Raw genomic sequence first — 20,198 nt, forward strand, 5'->3', positions numbered from 1 at the left:
TTTAAAAAAACAATATCAGAATCGCCAGTTTTGTTGTATAATCTGTTTTGTAAAAAAGTGCGGCCGCTCCTTCGCGGAGGGGCGCAAATCTAAGATATGGAAGTGTTTGCTTATGTATTTAGTTAAAAACAGGCGCCTTAAGTCATTTACACTCGTAGCCCTGCTCATTTTCAGCATGCTGTTTTCCGGATGCAGCGCCAATCAGGAGCAATATGTTGTATCAGAAGAAAGTCAGCAACAGGACGAATCCCCTATAGACACAGGCGATGCAGCAGCCGGGGATTCCAACCAGGCAGCGCAAGACTCAGCCCAAGTTGGTCAAAATAGCGCCTTAGCCTCTCAATCATACAAGGTGCTGCGCGTTGTCGACGGGGATACCATTGTTGTAAGCTTCGGAGGCAAGTCTGAAAAGGTCAGAATGATAGGAATAAATACACCAGAGAGCGTCCATGCCGACGAGTCAAAAAATACACCGGAGGGCAAAATAGCCTCCGAGTTCACCAAATCAAAGCTTGAAGGAAAAACCGTCCAGCTCGAATTCGACGCAGAGGAGCGCGACAAGTATGGAAGGCTGCTGGCTTATGTTTGGATAGACGGCGTCATGTTCAACAAGACTCTCCTGTCCGAAGGCTATGCCAAGATAGCCACATTCCCTCCAAACGTAAAGTATGTAGACGACTTCAAGGCTCTCGAAAGACAGGCGAGAGAGCTCAAAAAAGGCTTTTGGGGAGACAGCGCTGCTTCCTCTCCTCCGTCAAGCGTTTCGGGCGGCAGTTCCTCGGCCTCAAATGCTCCAACGCCACCGGCGCAGGCTGCATATGCCTTCATGGGCAATTCAAACTCGATGAAGTTCCATGACGCCGACTGCGAATGGGCTCAAAAGATAAGCCCTGCAAACAGGGTTACATTTTCCCACAGGCAGGATGCAATAAACTCAGGCTATGTGCCTTGCAAGGTGTGCAATCCCTAGTCGCCCAAAATCAGACAAAACCAAAACATAATAATTCTGCACAAAAACTATGTCTTCAAAATCGGGCATAGTTTTTTTATTAGGATTATTCCCCTCTGATTGAGGGTATTTTTACTGTAAATATTAAAATAGGGAGTGATTTTATGGCAACTATAGTCCATATAGACGTGGCTTCAGAAAATCCCGAGAGGGCGAAGAAATTCTATGAAGAGATATGAAAAATAAATTGCTTAATAAAGAAAAGATTCACCTTGGTTATGAACTCTTCATGGCAGTGCTCGCGCTGATTGCAGTTGTTATAGCATTCCTCGATGTCACAGGAAAAATCAACATGCACACAGGCTACAACGAATTTTACTATACGGAGCTTGTAATACTCATAATATTCGCACTAGACTATTTCACACGGCTTTTCAAGGCAGATAACAAGCGGCTTTTTGTGAGAAAAAACATACCCGATCTGATCTCGATAATACCCTTCAATGCTTTCTTAAGGGCTTTCAGGATTGTAAGGTTCGTAAGGGTGCTGCGCTTTATACGTGTTATAAAGCTTTTCCGCTTTTTCGCTCTAATAAAAAAGTTCAAGTTCAACATAAACAAGTTCATATATACAAACGGCCTGATATACGTCATCTACATCACTATCGCCATGATAATATTCGGAGCCATAGGCATATACCACTTCGAGTACGGACTTTCAGTCCACTCGTTCGAAGACGCGCTGTGGTGGAGCTTTGTAACCATATCAAGCGTAGGTTACGGGGATATAGCGCCAGTAACCACATACGGAAGACTTATCGCCTCGCTTCAGATGATAGTTGGGATGGGCTTTGCCGGTATGCTCACAGGTACGATAGCGACTTATTTCATAGGCAACAAGATAAAGCAGACAGTAAAAACAACTCGTGGAATTTTGAATCTCTCCGACATGAGCAGCGAAGAGCTGCAAATTGTTCTGGAATTTGTAGATGATATTAGAAAAAAGAGACAATAGTAATCATACAATAAATCATATAAGAATACGGGTGATAACATGAGTGTAATCGTCGGACTAGTAAACAGAAGAAACATATCATTGCTTGTGGCAATCAAAAAGCTTAATCCAAGCGGAGTATATCTTATACACTCCGGCAGCAAACGCGACATGTACGATCTTGCTGACATAAGCGAGTTCTTAAACAACACATATCCAAAGCTTATCATAAAAGACAGGCGTGTTGACTGTTACAGCTGCAGCGCAATCGTTGATACTCTCGAGCAAATAGCGCGAGTAGAAAAAGGCGATATCGTCTTGGACCTGTCAAACGGGCATCCTGTGGCCATAGCCTTCCTCAAGGAAGCTTCTCACAGGAAATACCCGGTGTTCATATTCTCCGAAAGGGACAACCGGGCTGTAATGATAGAAAACGGGTCGTGCAGCGAGCTGACTCTCAAGGAAGTGAGCTTCGAGGTTGAGGATTTCATTGAGAGCGGCGGAGGCATAGTCTATCACAAGTCTACCGCCATGTTCGACAGCGAAGAGATAGCCGGCATACTTTCCTGGCAGGTTCAAAATTATCCAAAGTGGCTCCGGATAAACAGAATAATCAAAGACAAGGCGTTGCTTAAGACATTTGGCGAGAACGAGCGCGAAACTCGTGTGCTATTAGACATGAAAAACCTCAACCCAAAGAATAAAAGTTTGCTCCTTGAATATATATACGCCCTTCACAGATTCAAGCTCATAAAAATGGACAAGCAGGGCAAATCAAGATATTTTCTGAACTTCAAGTCTCTTGATTTCAAGCACTATGTCATGACATACGGCTCATGGCTTGAAGCCCTGACTTATAGTGTTGTAAAGCACTTGAAAGTAATGGATGACATAGAAAGCGGAGTTACACTTCTTTGGGACAAATCCGACAATCCATTAAGCAATGAAATAGATGTCATGGCAGCTTTCAAAGGCCGCCTCGTGGCAATATCCTGCAAGGATTCGCAAAGATACGATGAGAATACGCTTCACGAGCTCGAGCTGCAAGCCTATAAACTGGGCGGTACATCTGCCATAAAGATACTCGTAGCAACTTCACTGCCTAACAAGAAGATGGTTGTGGAAAGGGCTAACCACATGAATATTCATCTTATTGTATTCGACGGGAATCTCAATATGTTCTACAAAAAATTCAAGCAGCTGTTTGCAAAGATGTAGACTGCTAAAGACTCATGTTCACAAGAAATAGTTGAGGCGGCTTCTGTTATACAGAAACCGCCTCTTTTTTCCATCACAAAAATCGAGCTCATCCATATTCCGCATCAAGCATTCTGTCTTATTACGACTTATGATTTTGGAGGATTGACTTGTCAGCTGGCTTGCATTATCATAAATATAAAACATATATGATTGGTATGTATTGGAGGCCTATTATGAAGATTTCATCTAAGGGAAGATACGGGCTTGCCGTTATGGTTTCCCTGGCGCAGGTTGCCAACAGCGGCGAATATGTTTCTATTATAAGCATAGCTGAAAGACTCGGAATTTCTAAAATATATCTCGAGCAGGTTTTTTCTCTCCTAAAAAGAGCCGAGCTTGTGAACTCCGTAAAGGGGGCCCAGGGAGGATACCAGCTTTCTAAAGCTCCCGACATGATAACAGCCGGCGACGTACTGCACGCCACCGAGCATAGCCTGTTCGAAAAGACAGACAGCTCCATTTCCAGCGGCCCAGTTGAAATAGAAAAGGCCATGGAGGCATCAGTCTGGAACAAGCTCGACAGCGCGATCGCCAAGGCGCTCGACAGCGTGACGCTTTCTGACCTGGTGGGCGAAGCAGAGAGGCACAAGGGCGACAATTACCTAATGTTCTACATATAGTGAGAGCTCTAAAAAAGTGCGCAACGCTGCTGCCATTTGTTTTGACAGCCTCGTTGCGCACTCTATTATTTTTGCCGACCTCGCTCTGCACCGCATTATTGCAATGCTATTTCAATCCTATCTCTTCGGCCACTTCCCTCATGCCAAGTATGGTATGGCTTATTGCATAGTCGATGTCCCATCCGAGCATCTCAAGTCCGCGCTCAATTACATCTCTTGAGACTCCTGCCGCAAAGCTTTGAGTCTTGTATTTCTTCTTTACGGACTTGAGCTCAAGGTCCATTACGCTCTTTGAAGGGCGCATTATTGCCGCAGCGTGTATCAGGCCGCAAAGCTCGTCTATTGCATAGAGCACCTTCTCCATTGTGTGCTCAGGCTCTATGTCAACGACGATGCCGTACCCGTGGCTTGCCGTGGCGTGTATGTATTCCTCGTCTATGTTCCTCTCCCTGAGTATCTCCTGGAGCTTTACGCAATGCTCTTCAGGATACATCTCGTAGTCAAGATCATGCAGCAGCCCAACCACGCCCCACTTGTCCACGTCTTCCTCTCCCAAGAGTCTTGCAAAATATCTCATTACGCCCTCAACAGTAAGCGCATGCTTTAAGAGATAATCAGTCTTGGTAAATTCATTCAGCAGCTCCCAGGCCTGCTGCCTGTTCGGTTTTATTGACATTGCGCATTCCCCCAGTTTGTTTTTTCCATTCTAAACATATAAGTCATATATGTTTAGTTCCTTAGGATGTATTATATTCACTACCTGCATGCTTGTCAATGCCAGAGCAGTCTAGCTTAATTTGCAAAAAAGTACTGCCTCTTATGACTCGATGATCATATAGAGACAGCCCTTTTAATAAGAAAATGCTATTATGCAATTTTTGTCGGTCTATTTCTGTCCGTCCGGCAATTCCACTGAAATAGCGCCGTTATCGCCTATTTTGTATTCCGTCCTAAATATCTCGCCTATGAACTCAACCGGAACATAGGTTGCAGAATCATAGAGCACCGGCGCGCTTTTAAGCTGCATCGGAGCCATTTTGGCAAAGAAATAGCTGTTCTTACCTATTGTAACAGTCGTCCACTGCGGCCCCCTTACAATCTCTATAGGCTTGTCGTTGCCGCTCCATTTAAGTTCATACCCCAGCTTCTCGGCCACCGCCCTTAGCGGTATCATTATAGTGCCATCTTCCTTTTTGATTGCCTTTGCAGAGAGCTCGTCGCCGCCCACGCTTATCGCTCCGGCTACTGTATAGGCTTCTGATGCATGCGAAGCCTCGCCGCCCTGCTCCGAAATGAGCATGGGCGTGTCAGCCTTGAGTATCATTGGCTTATTGGGGTCCAGCTTCGAGTAGTCCATGTTAGGATCATACATTGCGTGGGAAGCTGTAAGGCTCCCGAGTATCATGCAGGCTGCAAGCCCTGTCGTTATGCTTTTTTTGAAATTCATGTCAATTTCTCCTTTTTGAATATTTTTTGCCTTCATACATATAAGACTTGGGTATTTTGAAAAAGTTCCCCTGCCATCAAATTAAAACAGACCTGCCCACTTAGGCAATAAAAAAAGACCCTTGAGGTATGCACTTTAATGTGTTCCCAAAGGGTCTTTTATGATATATTCAGCTATTTATTTCCGGATAATTCTACCAGAACTTCAGCTTCGATATAAGACCGCTGAGCATGTCGAGCACTTGCTGGAGCATATTCCTGGTCTCCTCGCTCTCTTCTATAAGCGTCTGGAGCTTGTCGCCCATGTTCTTAAGCTGGTTTGATATGTCGTTTATGTCTATGTCGAGCTTGCTTATTCTTTGCATTACGTCGATTATCTGATTTATCTGGTCTTCGGAAAGAGTCACGCCGTAGTGGTCTGCGACTTTTTGTATTATAGTCCTTATGTCGTCAGGACTCGAGAGGTTGTTTTTTATAACCTCCTGCTTAATCTCGTTCATAAGCTTAACGGCATTGTCCTTGCCAAGTTCCTCTCCAAGCTCTCCAGTCGTTACCATCTCCCTGTTAGCCGCATCCTTGGCGTCAACGTCGAGCTTCTCTCCGGTGGCCTTCTCAAAACCCACCATTATGCCTGTAAGCGCAGCAGTTCCAGATACGCTGAAAGGAGCAGCCGCAACAACCTTCGCATCCTTGACTCCTGCCGTAGCAAGCGAGTTGGCTATCATGTCCTCTGTAACCCATGTAAGGTTCTTGACCATCACCTGAAGTCCGCTTCCCTCGCCCTGAGGCTCAACGTATGAACACGATATGGCCTTGCTTCCTATCATGGGTTCAGGCGCTATGCCGCTAAGATAGCTTCTCTCCTCGTCGTTAGTAACAGTTACAAACAGCGCGTCCTCCTCAGACACACCGAACACATCAAGCATCTTCTGCTTCTGCTGCTCTGAAAGGTCTGCTCCGATACTCACAGTCTTGAAGCTGTCCGCGCTTGCAAATATAGTCGTAAATGCAAGCATCAAAGCCGCAACCAATGCCACTTTTTTCATATTTTCATCTCCCTGTTTACTCTGCTTTTAAAAATTTAATTCAATATAGCTGTATGTTTTACAAATCTAATTATATTATTATTGCAAAATAAATCAATGCCTATAAATGGATCCACGGGCATCCAGCGCCGTCAAAACCTTGACGGGACTCGGTTTTGTCTGTTTTATTCGAAAGATTAAAAAATGATTAAATCAGCCTGACCTGCTTTATGATTTTCAGAATATTCTCTAGAATCATCTTAATTCTATTTACTTGAACATTTTTTTCCGTTAAAATATAAATAATTTCTCAAGCAGGCATGCACTATTGAAAATATAAACAACCGAGGCTGAATGCTTGTATTTCAAAGGGGTGAAATGCATGAACAATAAAATAAGGGTGGTAATCTCCATGCTCATCTGGGGCAGTATAGGGCTTCTTGTGAGGGGAATAAATCTTCCTTCCATGGGGATAGCGTTCCTTCGCGCTGTTACCGCCAGCGCATTCTTAGGTGTGCTTGGCATATGGATGCTCAACAAAGATTCAAAAGCGGCCATAAAAAGCAACATAAAACCACTTATGATTACTGGTCTTGCCATGGGCTTCAACTGGCTCTTTCTATTCCAGGCCTACAAATACACTACAATTTCAAACGCCACACTAAGCTACTATTTTGCTCCAGTTTTCATCGCAGTGCTTTCTCCGCTTGTGCTCGGTGAAAAATTTACAGCAAAGAAGATTTCAAGCGTATTTGCGGCAATGCTTGGACTTTACCTTATACTCTCGTCCCAATCTGCACAACCAGTCGAGACAGGCTTCAACCACATGCTCGGGATCGCCTACGGCCTTGCAGGAGCGGCTTTCTATGCAGTCATAATACTCACAAGCAAGCGCATGAAGGGTATCAGCGGCTTTGAGACGTCGCTCGTGCAGCTTGCAACTGCAGCCATTGTGATGCTGCCTGTTACACTCATAAATGTAGGCGCCGGGGCAATACTTGGCATGGACATGACTTCATGGCTGCTCATACTGACACTCGGCATACTCCACACCGGCATTGCCTACGCCAACTACTTCTCTGCCATTAGGGACATCGACGGGCAGAGCATAGCTGTACTAAGCTACATAGACCCCATATCAGCAGTGGTGCTTGCAAGCATGGTTTTCGGCGAGGTGATGACGCTCCAGCAGATTCTTGGAGGCCTTTTGATACTAGGCTCAACGCTTTTCAGCCAGCTTGACTCCTTCCCGCGCCTGAAGCTGGGGTTTTCGAAAAATAAAAACGCGGCATAGCGCTCTGCAGCATTCTCTGCTGCTAGCAATATGCAACTTTAAAAGGGATATACATTCTGAATCGCAGAATGTATATCCCTTTTTTATAAATCAAATATGAAATTAATTCAATTGCTTCGAATTAGTCTATCTTGAATTTTTCAACAGCCCTAAGCAGTTCCCCTGAAAGCTTCTCAAGATCGCTTGAATGGCTTGAAAGCTGCTGCATTGATGCTAGCTGTTCCTCTGTGGCAGCCGACACCTCCTCAGTAGCTGCAGAAGACTCTTCTGCGGCCGAGGCTATGTTGTTCACCACGACCACTATCCCGTCCTTGGCTGCTATCATTTCGCCGCTGTCCTTTTTTATCTTGTTTGCATTTTGCCCTAGCAGATCTATCGATTCCGATATCTCCTTGAAAATCGAGTTCGTCTGCTCAACAGCTTCCGACTGCTCTTCAACCACTGCATACGCCTTGTCCATTGCGCCAACAGCAAGCGCAGTCTTGCTCTGGATAACCTCTATTATCTCCTTTATCTTCTCTGCGGAATTTGAGGACTCCTCGGCAAGCTTTCTTACCTCCTCAGCAACTACGGCAAAGCCCTTGCCGTGTTCTCCGGCTCTTGCCGCCTCTATGTTGGCATTCAGGGCCAGCAGGTTTGTCTGTGAGGATATTGCTGTGATGGTTTCAACTATTATCCCTATGCCTTCGGCATTCTTGGCCACCTCTGTAACTATATCGTTTACCTCTTCTGTTGAATTCTTGCTTTCAGCGCTTTTTTGTTCAAGCTGACTTACTATTTCAAAACCCTTTTTTGTAAGCTCATTAGCCGATTCAGAAGCAGACTTTATGCTGTTGGACTCACTTGACACCTTGTCTATTATGATGGCTATCTCCTCGACGTTCTTTGAACCCCTTTGCGTGTCGGTAGCCTGTGATTCCGCTCCCCTTGAAATCTCCTCTATTGTCCTCGCGACAGAATCCGCCGCCTCAGCCGACTGATTCGATATATCTGAGAGAGTAGATGCCGATTCACTGACAGTCCGAGCTGACAGCCTGACGTTGTGCAAAAGTTCGCGCAGGTTCAACTGCAGCATACCCACCGCCTTGGCAAGCTCTCCGAATTCATCACCTCTGCTGATGTAAGAATCTTCAACCTTGTCTGTAAAATCGCCTTCAGCTATAGTCTTGATGTAGGAAACACCCTTGTTGAGGGGCACAGCTATCATTCTGGCTATGTAAAGAGCAATAATGATTGCGATTATGGTACCTATAGCTACACTTGCCATCGTCGATTTTTTCAGGATATCAGTATCCGCAAGAAGCTCAGCTTCCTCCATTGCAGCCGCAAGCTTCCAGCCGGTTCTTTCATTTGTCGCAAATGACATGAATTTGTCTTCCTCATTATACTTATATTCCAAAAATCCGGTGTTACCAGATTCTATTTTTTCCCAAAGTCCCAATTCTTCCAGCAGCGGTGTTCCTACTAGCTTTTCATTTTTGTGGACCATCGCGATTCCGTCTGCGTCTGAGAGAATTATGTATCCGTCCCTGCCTATATTTGTACTGCTTATTACGTCTGAAAGGACTGAAATGTCGATGTCTATTCCAAGTACCCCGACTATTTCACCCGTATCATTTTTAACAGCCTTTGCAAGAGTGACTATCTTCTTGCCCGTAGTAGCATCATCATACGGCGCTGTCCATACTGACCTCTCCGGATTAGCCATTGCGTCCTTATACCATCCTCTTTCCGTTGGATCGTAACCTTCAGGCAGATCCTGGAGGGGGAACATGTGTATCTGCTTGTTTGCCTCGCCAAAATATGTATTCATTATGTTGGGATTGCTCTCGAGTACACTGATTAGAGCCTCGTCCCCTGCTGCAGGATTGTAGCTTTGAATCGATGAATTAACCTCCAGACTGTTGATTTCAGCTTCGAATACGCCTAGAAACTGATCTACATACTTTTCAGTTTCACTTATAGTCTGCTGCGTGGTCATGGCAAGCTTGTCATTCAATAAGCTAAATGCAGCCTTGTAAGAAAATATACCGAAGACGCTAAGCTGGGCAACTATGGATATTAAAATAATTGCTATTAGCTTGTTTCTAATACTGCCCTTAATTAGCTTGGCCTTGCTGATGTCCTTAACCTTTTCCAAAATTGTTTCCTCCTATTTTTGAATTTTCTGAATTGGAATATACCTTACAATAATATCATAATTGTCGCGATTGTGGCTATTAATTGGCAGCGAATTAATTTCAAAAAGCAGTGCATCATCGCGAGCAGTATATGATATAATATTATTCGTGGAGGTGTGCTATGGAAAACAGCAAACTTTTTGAATTGATGGAAAAGATGTACGGCGAGATGCAGGCAATGAGTGCACGACTCGAGTCTGAAATACATGAAATCAAGGCAAATATGGCTACAAAACAGGATATAGCCAGGCTTGAAGATAAGATGGATGACAACGACAAGGCTCTCTACGATGGCTATACGCAAACCTACGAGGGCATCTGCGAAGTAAGAGAAAATCTCGAAATACTCACAGACAGAGTTGAAAACCAGGAGATAAAGCTGCAGATACTAAAGGCAGTGAAATAACAAAGCCCCAAGGCGCATTGACTAAGCCTCAGGGCTTTTCTTTTTAATGGAGGGTGACTTTCAATGAAAAAATCATCGATCTTGAAGCTTTCCGCTGCTTTGATTGCAATTGCAGTCGTTTTTGCAGCGTTTCATGACATAGGCAACTACGAAAGTTCTAAAAGCTTCGTTTTGACAGCGCAAACGCCTAAAAAAGCAGGCGCAAGCAGAGGCTCAAGCAAAAGTCCCATGCCGCTTGAAAAAACAGCCACTGCAGTCAACCTGCAGCCGACCAGGCAGCAGGCAACAGCTGTTGAGGATTATACTACTTCCTCTGAAATTAAGCCTGCCGATACTGCCGCTTCTGAAACAGCTTCTTTTGAAGGCTCCACGCCTATAGACGCTTCAAGCGAGCCAGCAAGCAGGCCTGAAGAAGAATCAGCTAAACACTCACTAAACAATGCAGAAGACACCCTCACTGGCGGAGGGGTTTCTGCCCCAGCAGATAGCGAAAAAGAAAACAACGCTCAGCACACAGCTCTGCCCAGCGAGATAATGGACGTCGAATACAAACGGATTGGAGGCAAGAGCCTCCTGCTCGACATATACAGGCCGGAGAACGATTTTTTGCGACAGAGTCCTGCCCTAGTATACATACACGGCGGCGGCTGGATTTATGGAAGCAAGAACGGCTCTGAAGTCAAGGCTCTCAAGCCGTACTTCGACTCCCTCAGAAAACGAGGCTTTACAGTTGTAGCTATAAACTACAGTCTGGCCACAAGCGGCGGCACTTTTCCTGCGCCCGCGCAGGATTGTAAGGACGCGCTGCGCTGGCTGAGCCACAACTCAGATAAATACGGCATCGACAGGAACAACATAGGCCTTTGGGGTTCATCTTCGGGAGCTCACCTTGCAATGTTGTGCGCATATGAGCCCGAGAGCGGGCCGGCCGGTGACCAGGCGTTTTATACAGAAGTTCCGCCAGTGCGTTATGTAGTAGATTTCTTCGGCCCTGTCACTTTTTCAGGAGACGAAATTCCTTCGAGCCACTTCGTCAAAAAACTCATGGGAAGCTATTACTCGGACAAGTCCATGCTTGAAAAGGCAAGCCCTATAACATATGTGAACAAGTATTCACCGCCCACGCTCATAGTCCACGGCGAAGCGGATAGCCTTGTGCCCCTTGCTCAGTCGGAGCTTCTCTACTCGGCCTTTAGGGAAAACGAGGTTCCATCTGAGCTTATTGTAGTGCCCGGCGCGGAGCATACGCTTATAAATGCCTCAAATGAAGATCTTACTTCTCTGTTTGGAGAGGTCATAGGCTTTATCGAATCCAATTCGCTTAAATAGTGTTTGGCTTGCTAAAAACCACTCCATGTCATATACTTATTTTAAATCAAATATTCGTTAAATTTTTGCCGTATAAACAAGGAGGAATCCCATGTTAATTTGGAAAGACAGCTACAGTGTAGGAGTTGAAGCAATAGACAAGCAGCATAAGGTTCTGTTCGAAATCGGAAATGACATTGCCAGTGCAATGAAATCAGACAAGGATGACAAATATGACGACATAATGTATATGCTCGAAGAGCTTATTGACTACACAGAATATCACTTCAGCTTCGAGGAGGAGATGCTTGAAAAAAACGGATTGCCACTGTCGGACAAGCACCTCGAGCAGCACAGATTTTTCATCGACAAGCTAACTGAGAAAAAGTCCGATGAAATCGACGAATCCCAGGGCGAAACTCTAAACGAACTCTTCGGCTTCGTGACTGACTGGATTGTAACTCACATATTATCTACTGACAAGGAATACCAGGCTCCTTTGAATGGAAAAGGCGTATTCTAACTCAAAATACAAAAGACCCCTCATCTGAGGGGTCTTTTGTATTTGAACTGTCTATCTCAAAAGACTTTTTGTGTATATTCCAAGTATGTCCTCTTCCTTGACAGGACAAGGATGGTTCTTTAGCTTGGCGACGTTTCTTATCATATCTGACGAATACTTTGCTATCTCGTCGGCGCTCACGCTTTTTTCAAGTCCGAGCAGCTTGTCCAGGAACTCTCCAAGCTCCGATAGCGAACTCATCTCCAGCAGTTTCAGCATGCCTTTTAGTTTAGACGTGTCGCTGCAGAATTCAAGATACTCCCTCATTACAAGTCCGTTCGCCCTTCCGTGGGCTATCCCCTTGAAATAAGTGAGCGGATATCCCATTCCGTGTGGAAGGCTTGTGCCTGCCTGGCTTATGACCATGCCTGCTACCGTGGAGCAGAGCATAAGATTTTCCCTGTCTTCATAGCCAAACTCACCCTTCAAAAGAGCCTGCTTACATTTTTTGAAAATCTCAAAACCGCTCCTTGCAAGCATGTCACTTATCGGATTGGCCGCATTGGCCATATACCCTTCCACAAGGTGCGAGAGCGCGTCTACTGCAGTGTTCACCGTAACCTCAGCGCTCAGGAACTGGGTGTACGATGGATCGCAAAGCGCATATCGCGGAAATATCCTGTGAACATAGTTCTTTTTTGTGTTTTCCTCATAGTCAGTAAAAATTGCATAGTGGGTTACCTCAGATCCCGTTCCCGACGTGGTGGCTACTGCTATTACCGGAGTTGCTCCCAGCGGCGAGCCCTCTATGAGATCCATGTAGGTGCATTCAATATTTTCAAGCAGTACGGCCACTCCTTTTGCAAAGTCCATAGGCGATCCTCCGCCTATGCCTATTACAAAGTCAGCCCCAGCCTCTCTCGCCATTTCAGCCGCCTTTTGGACAGTCTTGACACCAGGATTCTCATCGACCTCATCAAACAGGATATGGCCAACTCCCGCTTCACCAAGAGCGCTTACGACGTCTGAAAGCGAGCCGTTTTTCTTGGATGATTGTCTTCCCGTTACGATTATAGCCTTTCTGCCTGTTTCCTTGAAAATCGCTGCAGCGTTCCTTACAGCGCCCTTTCCAAATACGATCTTCGTCGGCATGTGATATGTGAAATCCATAACCCTTTTCCTCCCTACATTTGTAAATTTTAACCCTCACGCATATTTATATAGTATAATTTATATAAATATATTAACATAAAATTAAACATATAAATACTCGGAAGGCGGTGCTTTTTGATTTGAACAATATAACAACCCGAATAATAAAATCAGACTCCACAGATCCCTGGTACAATCTGGCGCTCGAGGAAGCGCTTCTTGAAGACGTCAAAAAGGGCGAAGCCATACTCTACCTATGGCAAAACAGTGACACGGTAGTGATAGGAAGAAACCAGAATCCCTGGAAGGAGTGCGACCACAAAAAACTCGAAAGCGAGGGAGGCAAACTGGCCAGAAGGCTTTCGGGAGGCGGCGCCGTATACCACGACATAGGCAACCTCAACTTTACATTTATTACAGACAGAAAAATATTCGACATACAAAGACAGCTTTCTGTCATTCTCGAGGCTGTAAAATCGCTTGGGATAAATGCATGCTTTTCGGGCAGAAACGACATACTTGCCGAAGACAGAAAATTCTCAGGAAATGCATACTACTACCGTGACAACAAGGCATATCATCACGGCACAATACTCATAGATTCAGACTTTGGAAGGCTGACAAGATATCTTACTGTTTCGCCTGAGAAGATGGCTGCCAAAGGAGTGGATTCCGTAAGGTCGCGCGTTGTGAATCTTAAAAACCTCAACAGCAGCCTGACTATAGATGCAGTATCCCAGCAGCTCGAGAAGAGCTTCACTGCAGAGTATGCATCCGAGCCGGCCGCGTGCTCGCCTTCAGACTTTGACATTTCCGACCTTTACATTAAATATTCCTCATGGGAATGGATTTACGGAGAAGCGCCTAAATTCGACATATCCATTGAAAAAAGATTTCCGTGGGGCGGCGTCGAATTCTGCATGACACTTCTTAATGGCAAGATATCATCAGCCAAGGTCTACTCCGATTCTCTCAATGTGTTCCTCTTTAGCAGAATCGAAGAGGCACTGCATGGTTGCGAATTCAAGCTGGATGTGCTTGCCAACGCAATTGCGTCCGTTCCTTTTGACGATGCCGAGGAAGACATGGTAGCAGATATGCAGGCGTGGCTCAACGAGAAATCCCGCACATTATAACAAATAATAAATCAGGAAAATAAAAGGGAGGCACAACAGCCTCCTTTTTATTTTCCTGATTTCAAATTCTATGCCAGTTCCTTTTCGCACTCTATCCTGTTTCTGCCATTCTCCTTGGCCTTATACAGCAGTTTGTCAGCCCTTTGAATTATCTCATCCGCCTTTTCATTTTGTTGAAGCTGTACAACTCCTCCGCTTATGGTTATGCTGATTCCCAGACTTGCTTTGAGCTCCTGCGAAACCTTTTCTCTTAGCCTGTCAGATATGCAGGTGCAATCCAAAGAATCGACTCCGTCGAATATTATCATGAACTCTTCACCGCCATAACGTCCCACAATATCCCTGCTTCTTGTGTTTTCAGCAAGTATCCGCGCAACCTCGACTATTACTTTGTCGCCGAACTGGTGCCCATAGCTGTCGTTGACATCCTTGAACCTGTCAATGTCAAACATACCTATACTAAGGCTCGAATTTACAAGAACTGCCTTTTCAATCTTCTCATGCAGCTTCTCATGCAGGTGCCTGTGGTTGTAAAGTCCAGAAAGCCCGTCTCTGGAAACCTTGTCTGCAAGCTCCGTGTTCCTTTTTTTGAGCGCCCTGTTTAGCTTTCTTATCTTGCCAAGCATCAGCTTGTTTTCTGTGGCAAGCCTCTCCATTTGTATGAATGCAAGCGAGAACTGCTTTGATATTCCAAAAGCCATTGAGAAAAAGAATATCATCACACCCCAGAACGTCATCCCATTGTATCCTGTATAGCCCTCATATCCGTTTGTCCCCAGAATCTCAAGTGTGACAAGCACAAGCATAAGCGTGAAGCCTATGAGTATTTCAAACGAACCTGTGCGCCTTAGCTTTACTGCTTCATAAAGCTTTTGGACTATGTATATGCCGCTGGCAAGAGTTATCAATTGGTAGAGGAACACACTTTTAGTATATACTGCTGCCGGAAAAATCAAGACCAACCCTATAAAAACCGCAGTTATCATATATATTGTTTCATTCATCTTCTTGCCGAAAATATTTTCAAACAGTGTGTCCATGAATTTCAAGAAAATGGGCAGCGCTGAATAAAAAGTCAGGTACTCAAGCTTTTGCGCCATCTCCCAGCTGATCCAGCCGAAGGTGTCAAGAACAAACCGTTCCCCTGTAATCATTATACGGACGCACATTATGATACAAAACACTGCAAAGTAGAAAAAAGCCCTCTGTCTCTTTATAAACGATGCTATAACTATATGATATAGCGCCATGCTGAGCATAAAACCCATAAGAAAAAATTCTGCTATTATGCTGTTCTGATGAAGCTTTGCTATGTAGTGTTCGCTTCCTTGCATACCTGTGAAAATAGCCGCAAGGAATATAATTGTTACTGTCGCTGTAAAAAACCAAGTTGTCCTTTTCATAGCATCCCTCTTTTGGATAATGAATATGATAATATAATTCTATTTACCCAAATTACAATATAAAACCCAGTACATCCCCCCATTTCCATAAAAAACCCCCGGAAAATATTCCGGAGGTCTGCTCACCGATTTCTATTTACAAACATCAACCCACTGGCCGTCTGTAACTTCCATAAGCTCGTCAGGAGTTATCCTGACAGCTGAGTTCGGCGATCCTGCAGCTGGGTATACATACTCAAACTGCTTAAGCGATACGTCAAGATACACCTGCATTGATGTTTTAAGCCCAAACGGACAAACTCCGCCTACAGGATGCCCTGTGGATTCAAGCACCTCTTCAGCGCTCATCATCTTGGCCTTAGTTGCAAACTGCGCTTTGAACTTCTTGTTGTCAACCTTGGCATCCCCTTTTGAGACTACAACTATGTCACTGTCCTTGAGTTTGAATGCCATGGTCTTGGCTATCATTGCAGGCTCTACCCCGATGGCCTTCGCTGCAAGCTCCACTGTGGCGGTGCTCTCTTCCTTTTCTATTATCTCGTAGTCAAGCCCCTTGTCACTGAAATATTTCCTTACATCCTCAACAGCCATTTTAAACCGTTACCAAAAATCTATAAAAATCTAAAGAAGATTCAAAAATCCAAGATTTTTGTTTGTTTCCTGCTTCACAGTGTTCCATTTTGCCGGAGCTACTTTGGTTTGATGTAACACTCCACAGGCTTTGCTATGCTTTCGCATAGTGGGTTATAACGAATCCCCAATTTAGCTAATCTTGTATGTTATGTGATTATGCTAAACCATATCCTGCAAGGTTGTATGCCGCATTCTTGTCCCTGTCGCAAGTGAATCCGCATTCACACTTGTAGGTTCTATCCGAAAGTTTTAGGTCTTTCTTGATATTGCCGCAATGCGAGCATTTCTTGCTTTAAGGGTAGAATCTTGGCACTTGGACAAACTCTATGCCTAAAGCTTTGCATTTGTACTCCATTTGGGCTATGAAAATCGCAAAGCCCTGCTGCATTATCGCTTTAGACAAGTGCCTGTTCTTCATCATGTCTGAAACATTAAGGTCTTCCATGACAATCCTGCATGGCTTGGTTTTCACCATGGCAGATGTTGTATGATGTATGTGGTTGAGCCTTATGTTTGCAAGCCTACTGTGAAGTTTTTTAATCTTCTTTTCAATTTTTGCAATGTTCTTAGTTTTTCGGTAACTTCCTCCTTTTTTATTGTTTTCGTATTTGCGTGAACATTGTCTTTGATGCCGCTTGAGCCTTTTCTCAAGATTCCTGACTCTGGCGGTCTTGTTTATGTTGTTAGCGTCCAACTCGTCTACATTGGTAATCGCAAGCTGTTTTATGCCAAGGTCTATGCCAAGCGAAACATTTGTAAGCTTTTGCTTTTCCTGCAATGCCTCTACGCCCACCGAAAGCACCCAGCATCTGCCGTTCCAACTGACTCTTGGATTTGAAAATTTCTGAACTTGCATCAGGTCGATGTCATAGTCATGCCTACACCTGACCTTGCCTATCTTTTCAAGATTGACCATGTTTTCTTTGAAATACAGCTTGTCGTATCTTGAATAGAACTTGATTTTTGACCGCTTCCTGCTCTTGAATCTCGGAAAGCCTTTGCCGTTGAAGAAGTTATTATATGCTTTATCCAAATCTCTTATGGCTTCCTTGAGCGTTGCGTTGGAAATCTCATACATCCATGATAGCTCTTCTGTCTGCTTTAGCTGAGTCAGCTCTTTGCCAAGGTCAACAGCAGACAAATTCTTGCCACTTACCTTGTATTCATCGGAGCGTCTTGCCAGTGCCCAGTTGTAGACAAATCTCATGCTGCCTATGTGCTGCCACATTAGCCGCTCCTGTTCTGATGTTGGATAAAGTCTTATTTTTAGCCCTTTTATCATGCTTTTCACCTCTTCGATTATATTATAACACTTTGTCCATGGACTTACAAGGACTATGGTTGTATGCTATAATTTAAATGAGGTGATTAAAATGGCTAATAAAGACCTAAAAACAAGAACGCCAATATCAAATGCAGTTGATACAAAACTATTGGCTGAGCTAAAAACATACTCGAAAGAGACTGGTATCCCACTATCAAAGCTACTGGACAAAGCCATACAGCTACTATTAGAATCTGTTAAAAAATAACAGATTCTTTTACATTTCAATAGATTTTTCTTAACTGTTAGAAACCTCCTATTTTTTATGTTGCTCTATTCTTTTAAATCATTTTAACATATTATTGACTGGTTTGCCGCTTTAAGCCCCAGTCCGATTCCATAAATATACTCTTGTGCTAAATTCACAGCGCCGCCTGTTCCCGGCTGTAATCTGGTTTCCACAAAGTCTACTTAATAAGCTTGTATGTCGATGAAATCTTCTCAACAGTGAATGAATTCATAATCTCTCTGGCACTCGTCAGATGCCCCGATTTCCTGTGATTTTCAAGATCCTCGGCAGTCGCCCACTCCTCAATGAATACGAAGCTTGCAGGATCCTGCATATCCTGGAAAAGTTCATATTCGATGCAGCCCTTTTCCTTCCTTGTAGGCTCTATAAGAGCCTCAAATACTTCCCTGGCTTCTTCTATGCGTTCCTTTTTCACTCTGAAGATAGCAACAAGTTTAATTCCTCTCATAAGACTGCCTCCTCATATTTTTTTGCGCAAACTTTGCATATGAATATTATGCTCCATTTATAAGGAAAATACAATTCGTCTATTAGTATGAATGTATGCAATTCATTCCATTTATTTTGTTTTATGTGTTTTTGCAGATTTTTTATTCCCATGATTCCCCGTGAAAACATTTTCTATGCCGGTTTGAGACTATAGTGCAAATCAAGCTCTATTTTTTTCAAAAAAACCCTTTACAATGCAAGTTTGTCATGTTAATATTGCATTAAGTCAAATGTACAGAAAACAAAACAGTTCGAGCAGCTTCGAAATACACCGGCGTTTGCATCGGTTTTATGGCATTTTTATCTGCGCAGATGGTTATTTTTTTATTATTCTTTTGGATGGCAATTTGAAATTTATGAATTATACATGTTTTGATTATGCATTTTTCAGACATGTCAAATAGTTTTCAGCTAATAATATCAGGGGGGATTTATTATGGCAACGCTTCAATCACTTTTGGAAGATATAAAGAAGAGAAACAAAGGAGAGTCTGAATTCCACCAGGCCGTGGAAGAGGTTTTCGCATCGCTTGAGCCTGTAATCGAAAAATATCCCGAGTATCTTGAATCAGGACTGCTTGAGAGATTCTGCGAACCAGAAAGACAGATAATGTTCAGGGTTCCATGGATAGACGACAAAGGCCAGGCAAGACTCAACAGGGGCTTCCGTGTTCAGTTCAGCAGCGCAATCGGACCTTACAAGGGCGGCCTTCGTTTCCACCCATCGGTTTACCTTGAAATAATAAAATTCCTTGCATTCGAGCAAACTTTCAAGAACTCTCTTACGGGACTTCCTATAGGCGCAGGCAAGGGCGGCTCCGACTTTGATCCAAAGGGCAAGTCGGACTCAGAGATAATGAAATTCTGCCAGAGCTTCATGACGGAGCTCTACAGACACATAGGCGATTCAGTAGACGTGCCGGCCGGTGACATAGGCGTAGGTTCAAGAGAAATCGGATACCTCTACGGACAGTACAAGAGAATAAGAAACGAATTCGAATCAGGCGTCCTTACAGGCAAGGGAATAGCATACGGCGGCTCTCTCGTAAGAAAAGAGGCGACAGGCTACGGACTCATATATTTCGTAGACGAGATGCTAAGGGACAACGGCCATGTAATGGAAGGCAAGAGAATAGCCATATCAGGTTCAGGCAACGTAGCCCTTTATGCATGTGCCAAGGCTCAGGAGCTCGGAGCGAAAGTTGTTGCAATGAGTGACTCGAACGGGTATCTGCACGACGAAAACGGACTTGACATAAATCTTCTGATAAGAATAAAGGAAGTTGGAAGAGGCAGAATAAACGAGTATCTTGAGTTCTACAAAAATGCAACTTACGTTGAAAAACCAGAAGATGTATGGTCAGTGCCTTGCGACATAGCTCTACCATGCGCAGTTCAAAATGAGATAGGCCTCAGAGAAGCTCAGATGCTTTTAGACAACGGCTGCATAGCAATAGGTGAGGGTGCAAACATGCCTACTACAAACGAGGCAATAAGCCTGCTCATAGAAAAAGGTGTGCTGCTTGCACCTGCAAAGGCTGCAAACGCAGGTGGTGTTGCAACTTCAGCGCTTGAAATGTCACAAAACGACATGAGACTAAAGTGGAGCTTCGAGAAGGTAGACAACATGCTTAAGGAGATAATGGTCGACATATACAATTCCGCAAAATTTGCAGCACTTGAATACGGTTTGGATAAGAACTACGTGGCAGGCGCAAACATAGCGGGCTTCATGAGAGTTGCACAGGCTATGAAGGAGCAGGGCGTAGTATAATACAGAGGAATATCACGATTCATAAATGAGCTTGAATTTTAAAAGGCGGGGGA

19 protein-coding genes and 1 pseudogene are annotated in these 20,198 nt (G+C 44.2%); 11 read left to right on the forward strand and 9 right to left on the reverse strand.

Features of this window, described 5'->3' with window-relative positions; translation table 11 throughout:
- The first annotated feature begins 112 nt into the window (after positions 1 to 112).
- From EAL2_RS14000 to EAL2_RS14015, 4 genes are all read left to right on the forward strand, one after another.
- Positions 113 to 970 carry a thermonuclease family protein gene (locus EAL2_RS14000; protein ID WP_025436980.1) on the forward strand — a complete coding sequence of 286 codons (858 nt, stop codon included), beginning with the start codon at positions 113 to 115 and terminating at the stop codon, positions 968 to 970.
- A gap of 214 nt (positions 971 to 1,184) precedes the next feature.
- Positions 1,185 to 1,964, forward strand: a complete 780-nt coding sequence (locus EAL2_RS14005) for a potassium channel family protein (protein ID WP_051489282.1) — start codon at positions 1,185 to 1,187, stop codon at positions 1,962 to 1,964.
- Between the two features lie 39 nt (positions 1,965 to 2,003).
- Complete coding sequence (locus tag EAL2_RS14010) at positions 2,004 to 3,161, forward strand: Card1-like endonuclease domain-containing protein (RefSeq protein WP_025436982.1); 1,158 nt, start codon at positions 2,004 to 2,006, stop codon at positions 3,159 to 3,161.
- A 215-nt stretch (positions 3,162 to 3,376) separates the two neighbouring features.
- Complete coding sequence (locus EAL2_RS14015; RefSeq protein ID WP_025436983.1) at positions 3,377 to 3,823, forward strand: RrF2 family transcriptional regulator; 447 nt, start codon at positions 3,377 to 3,379, stop codon at positions 3,821 to 3,823.
- Positions 3,824 to 3,929: 106 nt separating this feature from the next.
- On the opposite strand, the gene EAL2_RS14020 is transcribed toward EAL2_RS14015, so the two are convergent.
- The 3 genes from EAL2_RS14020 to EAL2_RS14030 form a co-directional block, all read right to left on the reverse strand.
- Positions 3,930 to 4,499, reverse strand: a complete 570-nt coding sequence (locus tag EAL2_RS14020) for an HDIG domain-containing metalloprotein (RefSeq protein WP_025436984.1) — start codon at positions 4,497 to 4,499, stop codon at positions 3,930 to 3,932.
- 210 nt (positions 4,500 to 4,709) lie between these two features.
- Positions 4,710 to 5,270, reverse strand: coding sequence for a copper amine oxidase N-terminal domain-containing protein (locus EAL2_RS14025; RefSeq protein WP_041693229.1), 561 nt, complete (start codon positions 5,268 to 5,270; stop codon positions 4,710 to 4,712).
- Between the two features lie 193 nt (positions 5,271 to 5,463).
- Complete coding sequence (locus tag EAL2_RS14030; RefSeq protein ID WP_025436986.1) at positions 5,464 to 6,315, reverse strand: DUF1002 domain-containing protein; 852 nt, start codon at positions 6,313 to 6,315, stop codon at positions 5,464 to 5,466.
- Positions 6,316 to 6,676: 361 nt separating this feature from the next.
- On the opposite strand from EAL2_RS14030, the gene EAL2_RS14035 reads away from it, so the two are divergent.
- Positions 6,677 to 7,588, forward strand: coding sequence for a DMT family transporter (locus EAL2_RS14035; protein WP_025436987.1), 912 nt, complete (start codon positions 6,677 to 6,679; stop codon positions 7,586 to 7,588).
- 121 nt (positions 7,589 to 7,709) lie between these two features.
- On the opposite strand, the gene EAL2_RS14040 is transcribed toward EAL2_RS14035, so the two are convergent.
- Positions 7,710 to 9,728: a methyl-accepting chemotaxis protein gene (locus EAL2_RS14040; RefSeq protein WP_025436988.1), complete on the reverse strand. Its 2,019-nt coding sequence runs from the start codon at positions 9,726 to 9,728 to the stop codon at positions 7,710 to 7,712.
- A 161-nt stretch (positions 9,729 to 9,889) separates the two neighbouring features.
- On the opposite strand from EAL2_RS14040, the gene EAL2_RS14045 reads away from it, so the two are divergent.
- The 3 genes from EAL2_RS14045 to EAL2_RS14055 all read left to right on the forward strand — a co-directional run bounded on the left by EAL2_RS14045 (position 9,890) and on the right by EAL2_RS14055 (position 12,005).
- Positions 9,890 to 10,174, forward strand: a complete 285-nt coding sequence (locus tag EAL2_RS14045; protein WP_025436989.1) for a hypothetical protein — start codon at positions 9,890 to 9,892, stop codon at positions 10,172 to 10,174.
- A 63-nt stretch (positions 10,175 to 10,237) separates the two neighbouring features.
- Positions 10,238 to 11,503 (forward strand): alpha/beta hydrolase, encoded by a 1,266-nt coding sequence (locus tag EAL2_RS14050; RefSeq protein WP_025436990.1) that lies wholly within the window; start codon positions 10,238 to 10,240, stop codon positions 11,501 to 11,503.
- Between the two features lie 91 nt (positions 11,504 to 11,594).
- On the forward strand, positions 11,595 to 12,005 hold the full coding sequence (locus tag EAL2_RS14055) for a bacteriohemerythrin (RefSeq protein ID WP_025436991.1): 411 nt from the start codon (positions 11,595 to 11,597) through the stop codon (positions 12,003 to 12,005).
- 51 nt (positions 12,006 to 12,056) lie between these two features.
- Here the strand turns inward: EAL2_RS14055 and EAL2_RS14060 are convergent, their stop codons facing one another.
- A complete protein-coding gene (locus EAL2_RS14060) occupies positions 12,057 to 13,154 on the reverse strand; it encodes an iron-containing alcohol dehydrogenase family protein (protein ID WP_025436992.1) in 1,098 nt (365 codons plus the stop codon).
- Between the two features lie 122 nt (positions 13,155 to 13,276).
- Here EAL2_RS14060 and EAL2_RS14065 point away from each other — a divergent pair, with 122 nt between their 5' ends.
- The gene (locus EAL2_RS14065) at positions 13,277 to 14,272 is read left to right on the forward strand and encodes a lipoate--protein ligase (RefSeq protein ID WP_025436993.1); all 996 of its coding nucleotides are present in this window, start codon (positions 13,277 to 13,279) and stop codon (positions 14,270 to 14,272) included.
- A 68-nt stretch (positions 14,273 to 14,340) separates the two neighbouring features.
- Here EAL2_RS14065 and EAL2_RS14980 read toward each other — a convergent pair whose 3' ends face one another.
- The 3 genes and pseudogenes from EAL2_RS14980 to EAL2_RS14080 all read right to left on the reverse strand — a co-directional run bounded on the left by EAL2_RS14980 (position 14,341) and on the right by EAL2_RS14080 (position 17,590).
- Positions 14,341 to 15,675, reverse strand: coding sequence for a diguanylate cyclase (locus tag EAL2_RS14980; protein WP_025436994.1), 1,335 nt, complete (start codon positions 15,673 to 15,675; stop codon positions 14,341 to 14,343).
- Between the two features lie 132 nt (positions 15,676 to 15,807).
- The gene (locus tag EAL2_RS14075; protein ID WP_025436995.1) at positions 15,808 to 16,266 is read right to left on the reverse strand and encodes a YbaK/EbsC family protein; all 459 of its coding nucleotides are present in this window, start codon (positions 16,264 to 16,266) and stop codon (positions 15,808 to 15,810) included.
- Between the two features lie 196 nt (positions 16,267 to 16,462).
- Positions 16,463 to 17,590: pseudogene (locus EAL2_RS14080) on the reverse strand (RNA-guided endonuclease InsQ/TnpB family protein).
- A gap of 91 nt (positions 17,591 to 17,681) precedes the next feature.
- On the opposite strand from EAL2_RS14080, the gene EAL2_RS15275 reads away from it, so the two are divergent.
- Positions 17,682 to 17,840, forward strand: a complete 159-nt coding sequence (locus EAL2_RS15275) for a ribbon-helix-helix domain-containing protein (RefSeq protein ID WP_084481352.1) — start codon at positions 17,682 to 17,684, stop codon at positions 17,838 to 17,840.
- 199 nt (positions 17,841 to 18,039) lie between these two features.
- Here the strand turns inward: EAL2_RS15275 and EAL2_RS14085 are convergent, their stop codons facing one another.
- Positions 18,040 to 18,330, reverse strand: a complete 291-nt coding sequence (locus tag EAL2_RS14085) for a putative quinol monooxygenase (protein WP_025436996.1) — start codon at positions 18,328 to 18,330, stop codon at positions 18,040 to 18,042.
- A gap of 477 nt (positions 18,331 to 18,807) precedes the next feature.
- Here EAL2_RS14085 and gdhA point away from each other — a divergent pair, with 477 nt between their 5' ends.
- Positions 18,808 to 20,145, forward strand: a complete 1,338-nt coding sequence (gdhA, locus tag EAL2_RS14090; protein WP_025436997.1) for an NADP-specific glutamate dehydrogenase — start codon at positions 18,808 to 18,810, stop codon at positions 20,143 to 20,145.
- Positions 20,146 to 20,198 lie beyond the last annotated feature (53 nt).

This window comes from Peptoclostridium acidaminophilum DSM 3953, from assembly GCF_000597865.1.
In the GTDB taxonomy this organism is placed as follows: domain Bacteria; phylum Bacillota; class Clostridia; order Peptostreptococcales; family Peptostreptococcaceae; genus Peptoclostridium_A; species Peptoclostridium_A acidaminophilum.

What these genes read in the sequence shown, in the direction of transcription:
- EAL2_RS14000 (WP_025436980.1), top strand. Translation starts at nt 113, where the DNA reads ATGTATTTAGTTAAAAACAGGCGCCTTAAGTCATTTACACTCGTAGCC.
- EAL2_RS14005 (WP_051489282.1), top strand. Translation starts at nt 1,185, where the DNA reads ATGAAAAATAAATTGCTTAATAAAGAAAAGATTCACCTTGGTTATGAA.
- EAL2_RS14010 (WP_025436982.1), top strand. Translation starts at nt 2,004, where the DNA reads ATGAGTGTAATCGTCGGACTAGTAAACAGAAGAAACATATCATTGCTT.
- EAL2_RS14015 (WP_025436983.1), top strand. Translation starts at nt 3,377, where the DNA reads ATGAAGATTTCATCTAAGGGAAGATACGGGCTTGCCGTTATGGTTTCC.
- EAL2_RS14020 (WP_025436984.1), bottom strand. Translation starts at nt 4,499, where the DNA reads ATGTCAATAAAACCGAACAGGCAGCAGGCCTGGGAGCTGCTGAATGAA.
- EAL2_RS14025 (WP_041693229.1), bottom strand. Translation starts at nt 5,270, where the DNA reads ATGAATTTCAAAAAAAGCATAACGACAGGGCTTGCAGCCTGCATGATA.
- EAL2_RS14030 (WP_025436986.1), bottom strand. Translation starts at nt 6,315, where the DNA reads ATGAAAAAAGTGGCATTGGTTGCGGCTTTGATGCTTGCATTTACGACT.
- EAL2_RS14035 (WP_025436987.1), top strand. Translation starts at nt 6,677, where the DNA reads ATGAACAATAAAATAAGGGTGGTAATCTCCATGCTCATCTGGGGCAGT.
- EAL2_RS14045 (WP_025436989.1), top strand. Translation starts at nt 9,890, where the DNA reads ATGGAAAACAGCAAACTTTTTGAATTGATGGAAAAGATGTACGGCGAG.
- EAL2_RS14050 (WP_025436990.1), top strand. Translation starts at nt 10,238, where the DNA reads ATGAAAAAATCATCGATCTTGAAGCTTTCCGCTGCTTTGATTGCAATT.
- EAL2_RS14055 (WP_025436991.1), top strand. Translation starts at nt 11,595, where the DNA reads ATGTTAATTTGGAAAGACAGCTACAGTGTAGGAGTTGAAGCAATAGAC.
- EAL2_RS14060 (WP_025436992.1), bottom strand. Translation starts at nt 13,154, where the DNA reads ATGGATTTCACATATCACATGCCGACGAAGATCGTATTTGGAAAGGGC.
- EAL2_RS14980 (WP_025436994.1), bottom strand. Translation starts at nt 15,675, where the DNA reads ATGAAAAGGACAACTTGGTTTTTTACAGCGACAGTAACAATTATATTC.
- EAL2_RS14075 (WP_025436995.1), bottom strand. Translation starts at nt 16,266, where the DNA reads ATGGCTGTTGAGGATGTAAGGAAATATTTCAGTGACAAGGGGCTTGAC.
- EAL2_RS15275 (WP_084481352.1), top strand. Translation starts at nt 17,682, where the DNA reads ATGGCTAATAAAGACCTAAAAACAAGAACGCCAATATCAAATGCAGTT.
- EAL2_RS14085 (WP_025436996.1), bottom strand. Translation starts at nt 18,330, where the DNA reads ATGAGAGGAATTAAACTTGTTGCTATCTTCAGAGTGAAAAAGGAACGC.
- gdhA (WP_025436997.1), top strand. Translation starts at nt 18,808, where the DNA reads ATGGCAACGCTTCAATCACTTTTGGAAGATATAAAGAAGAGAAACAAA.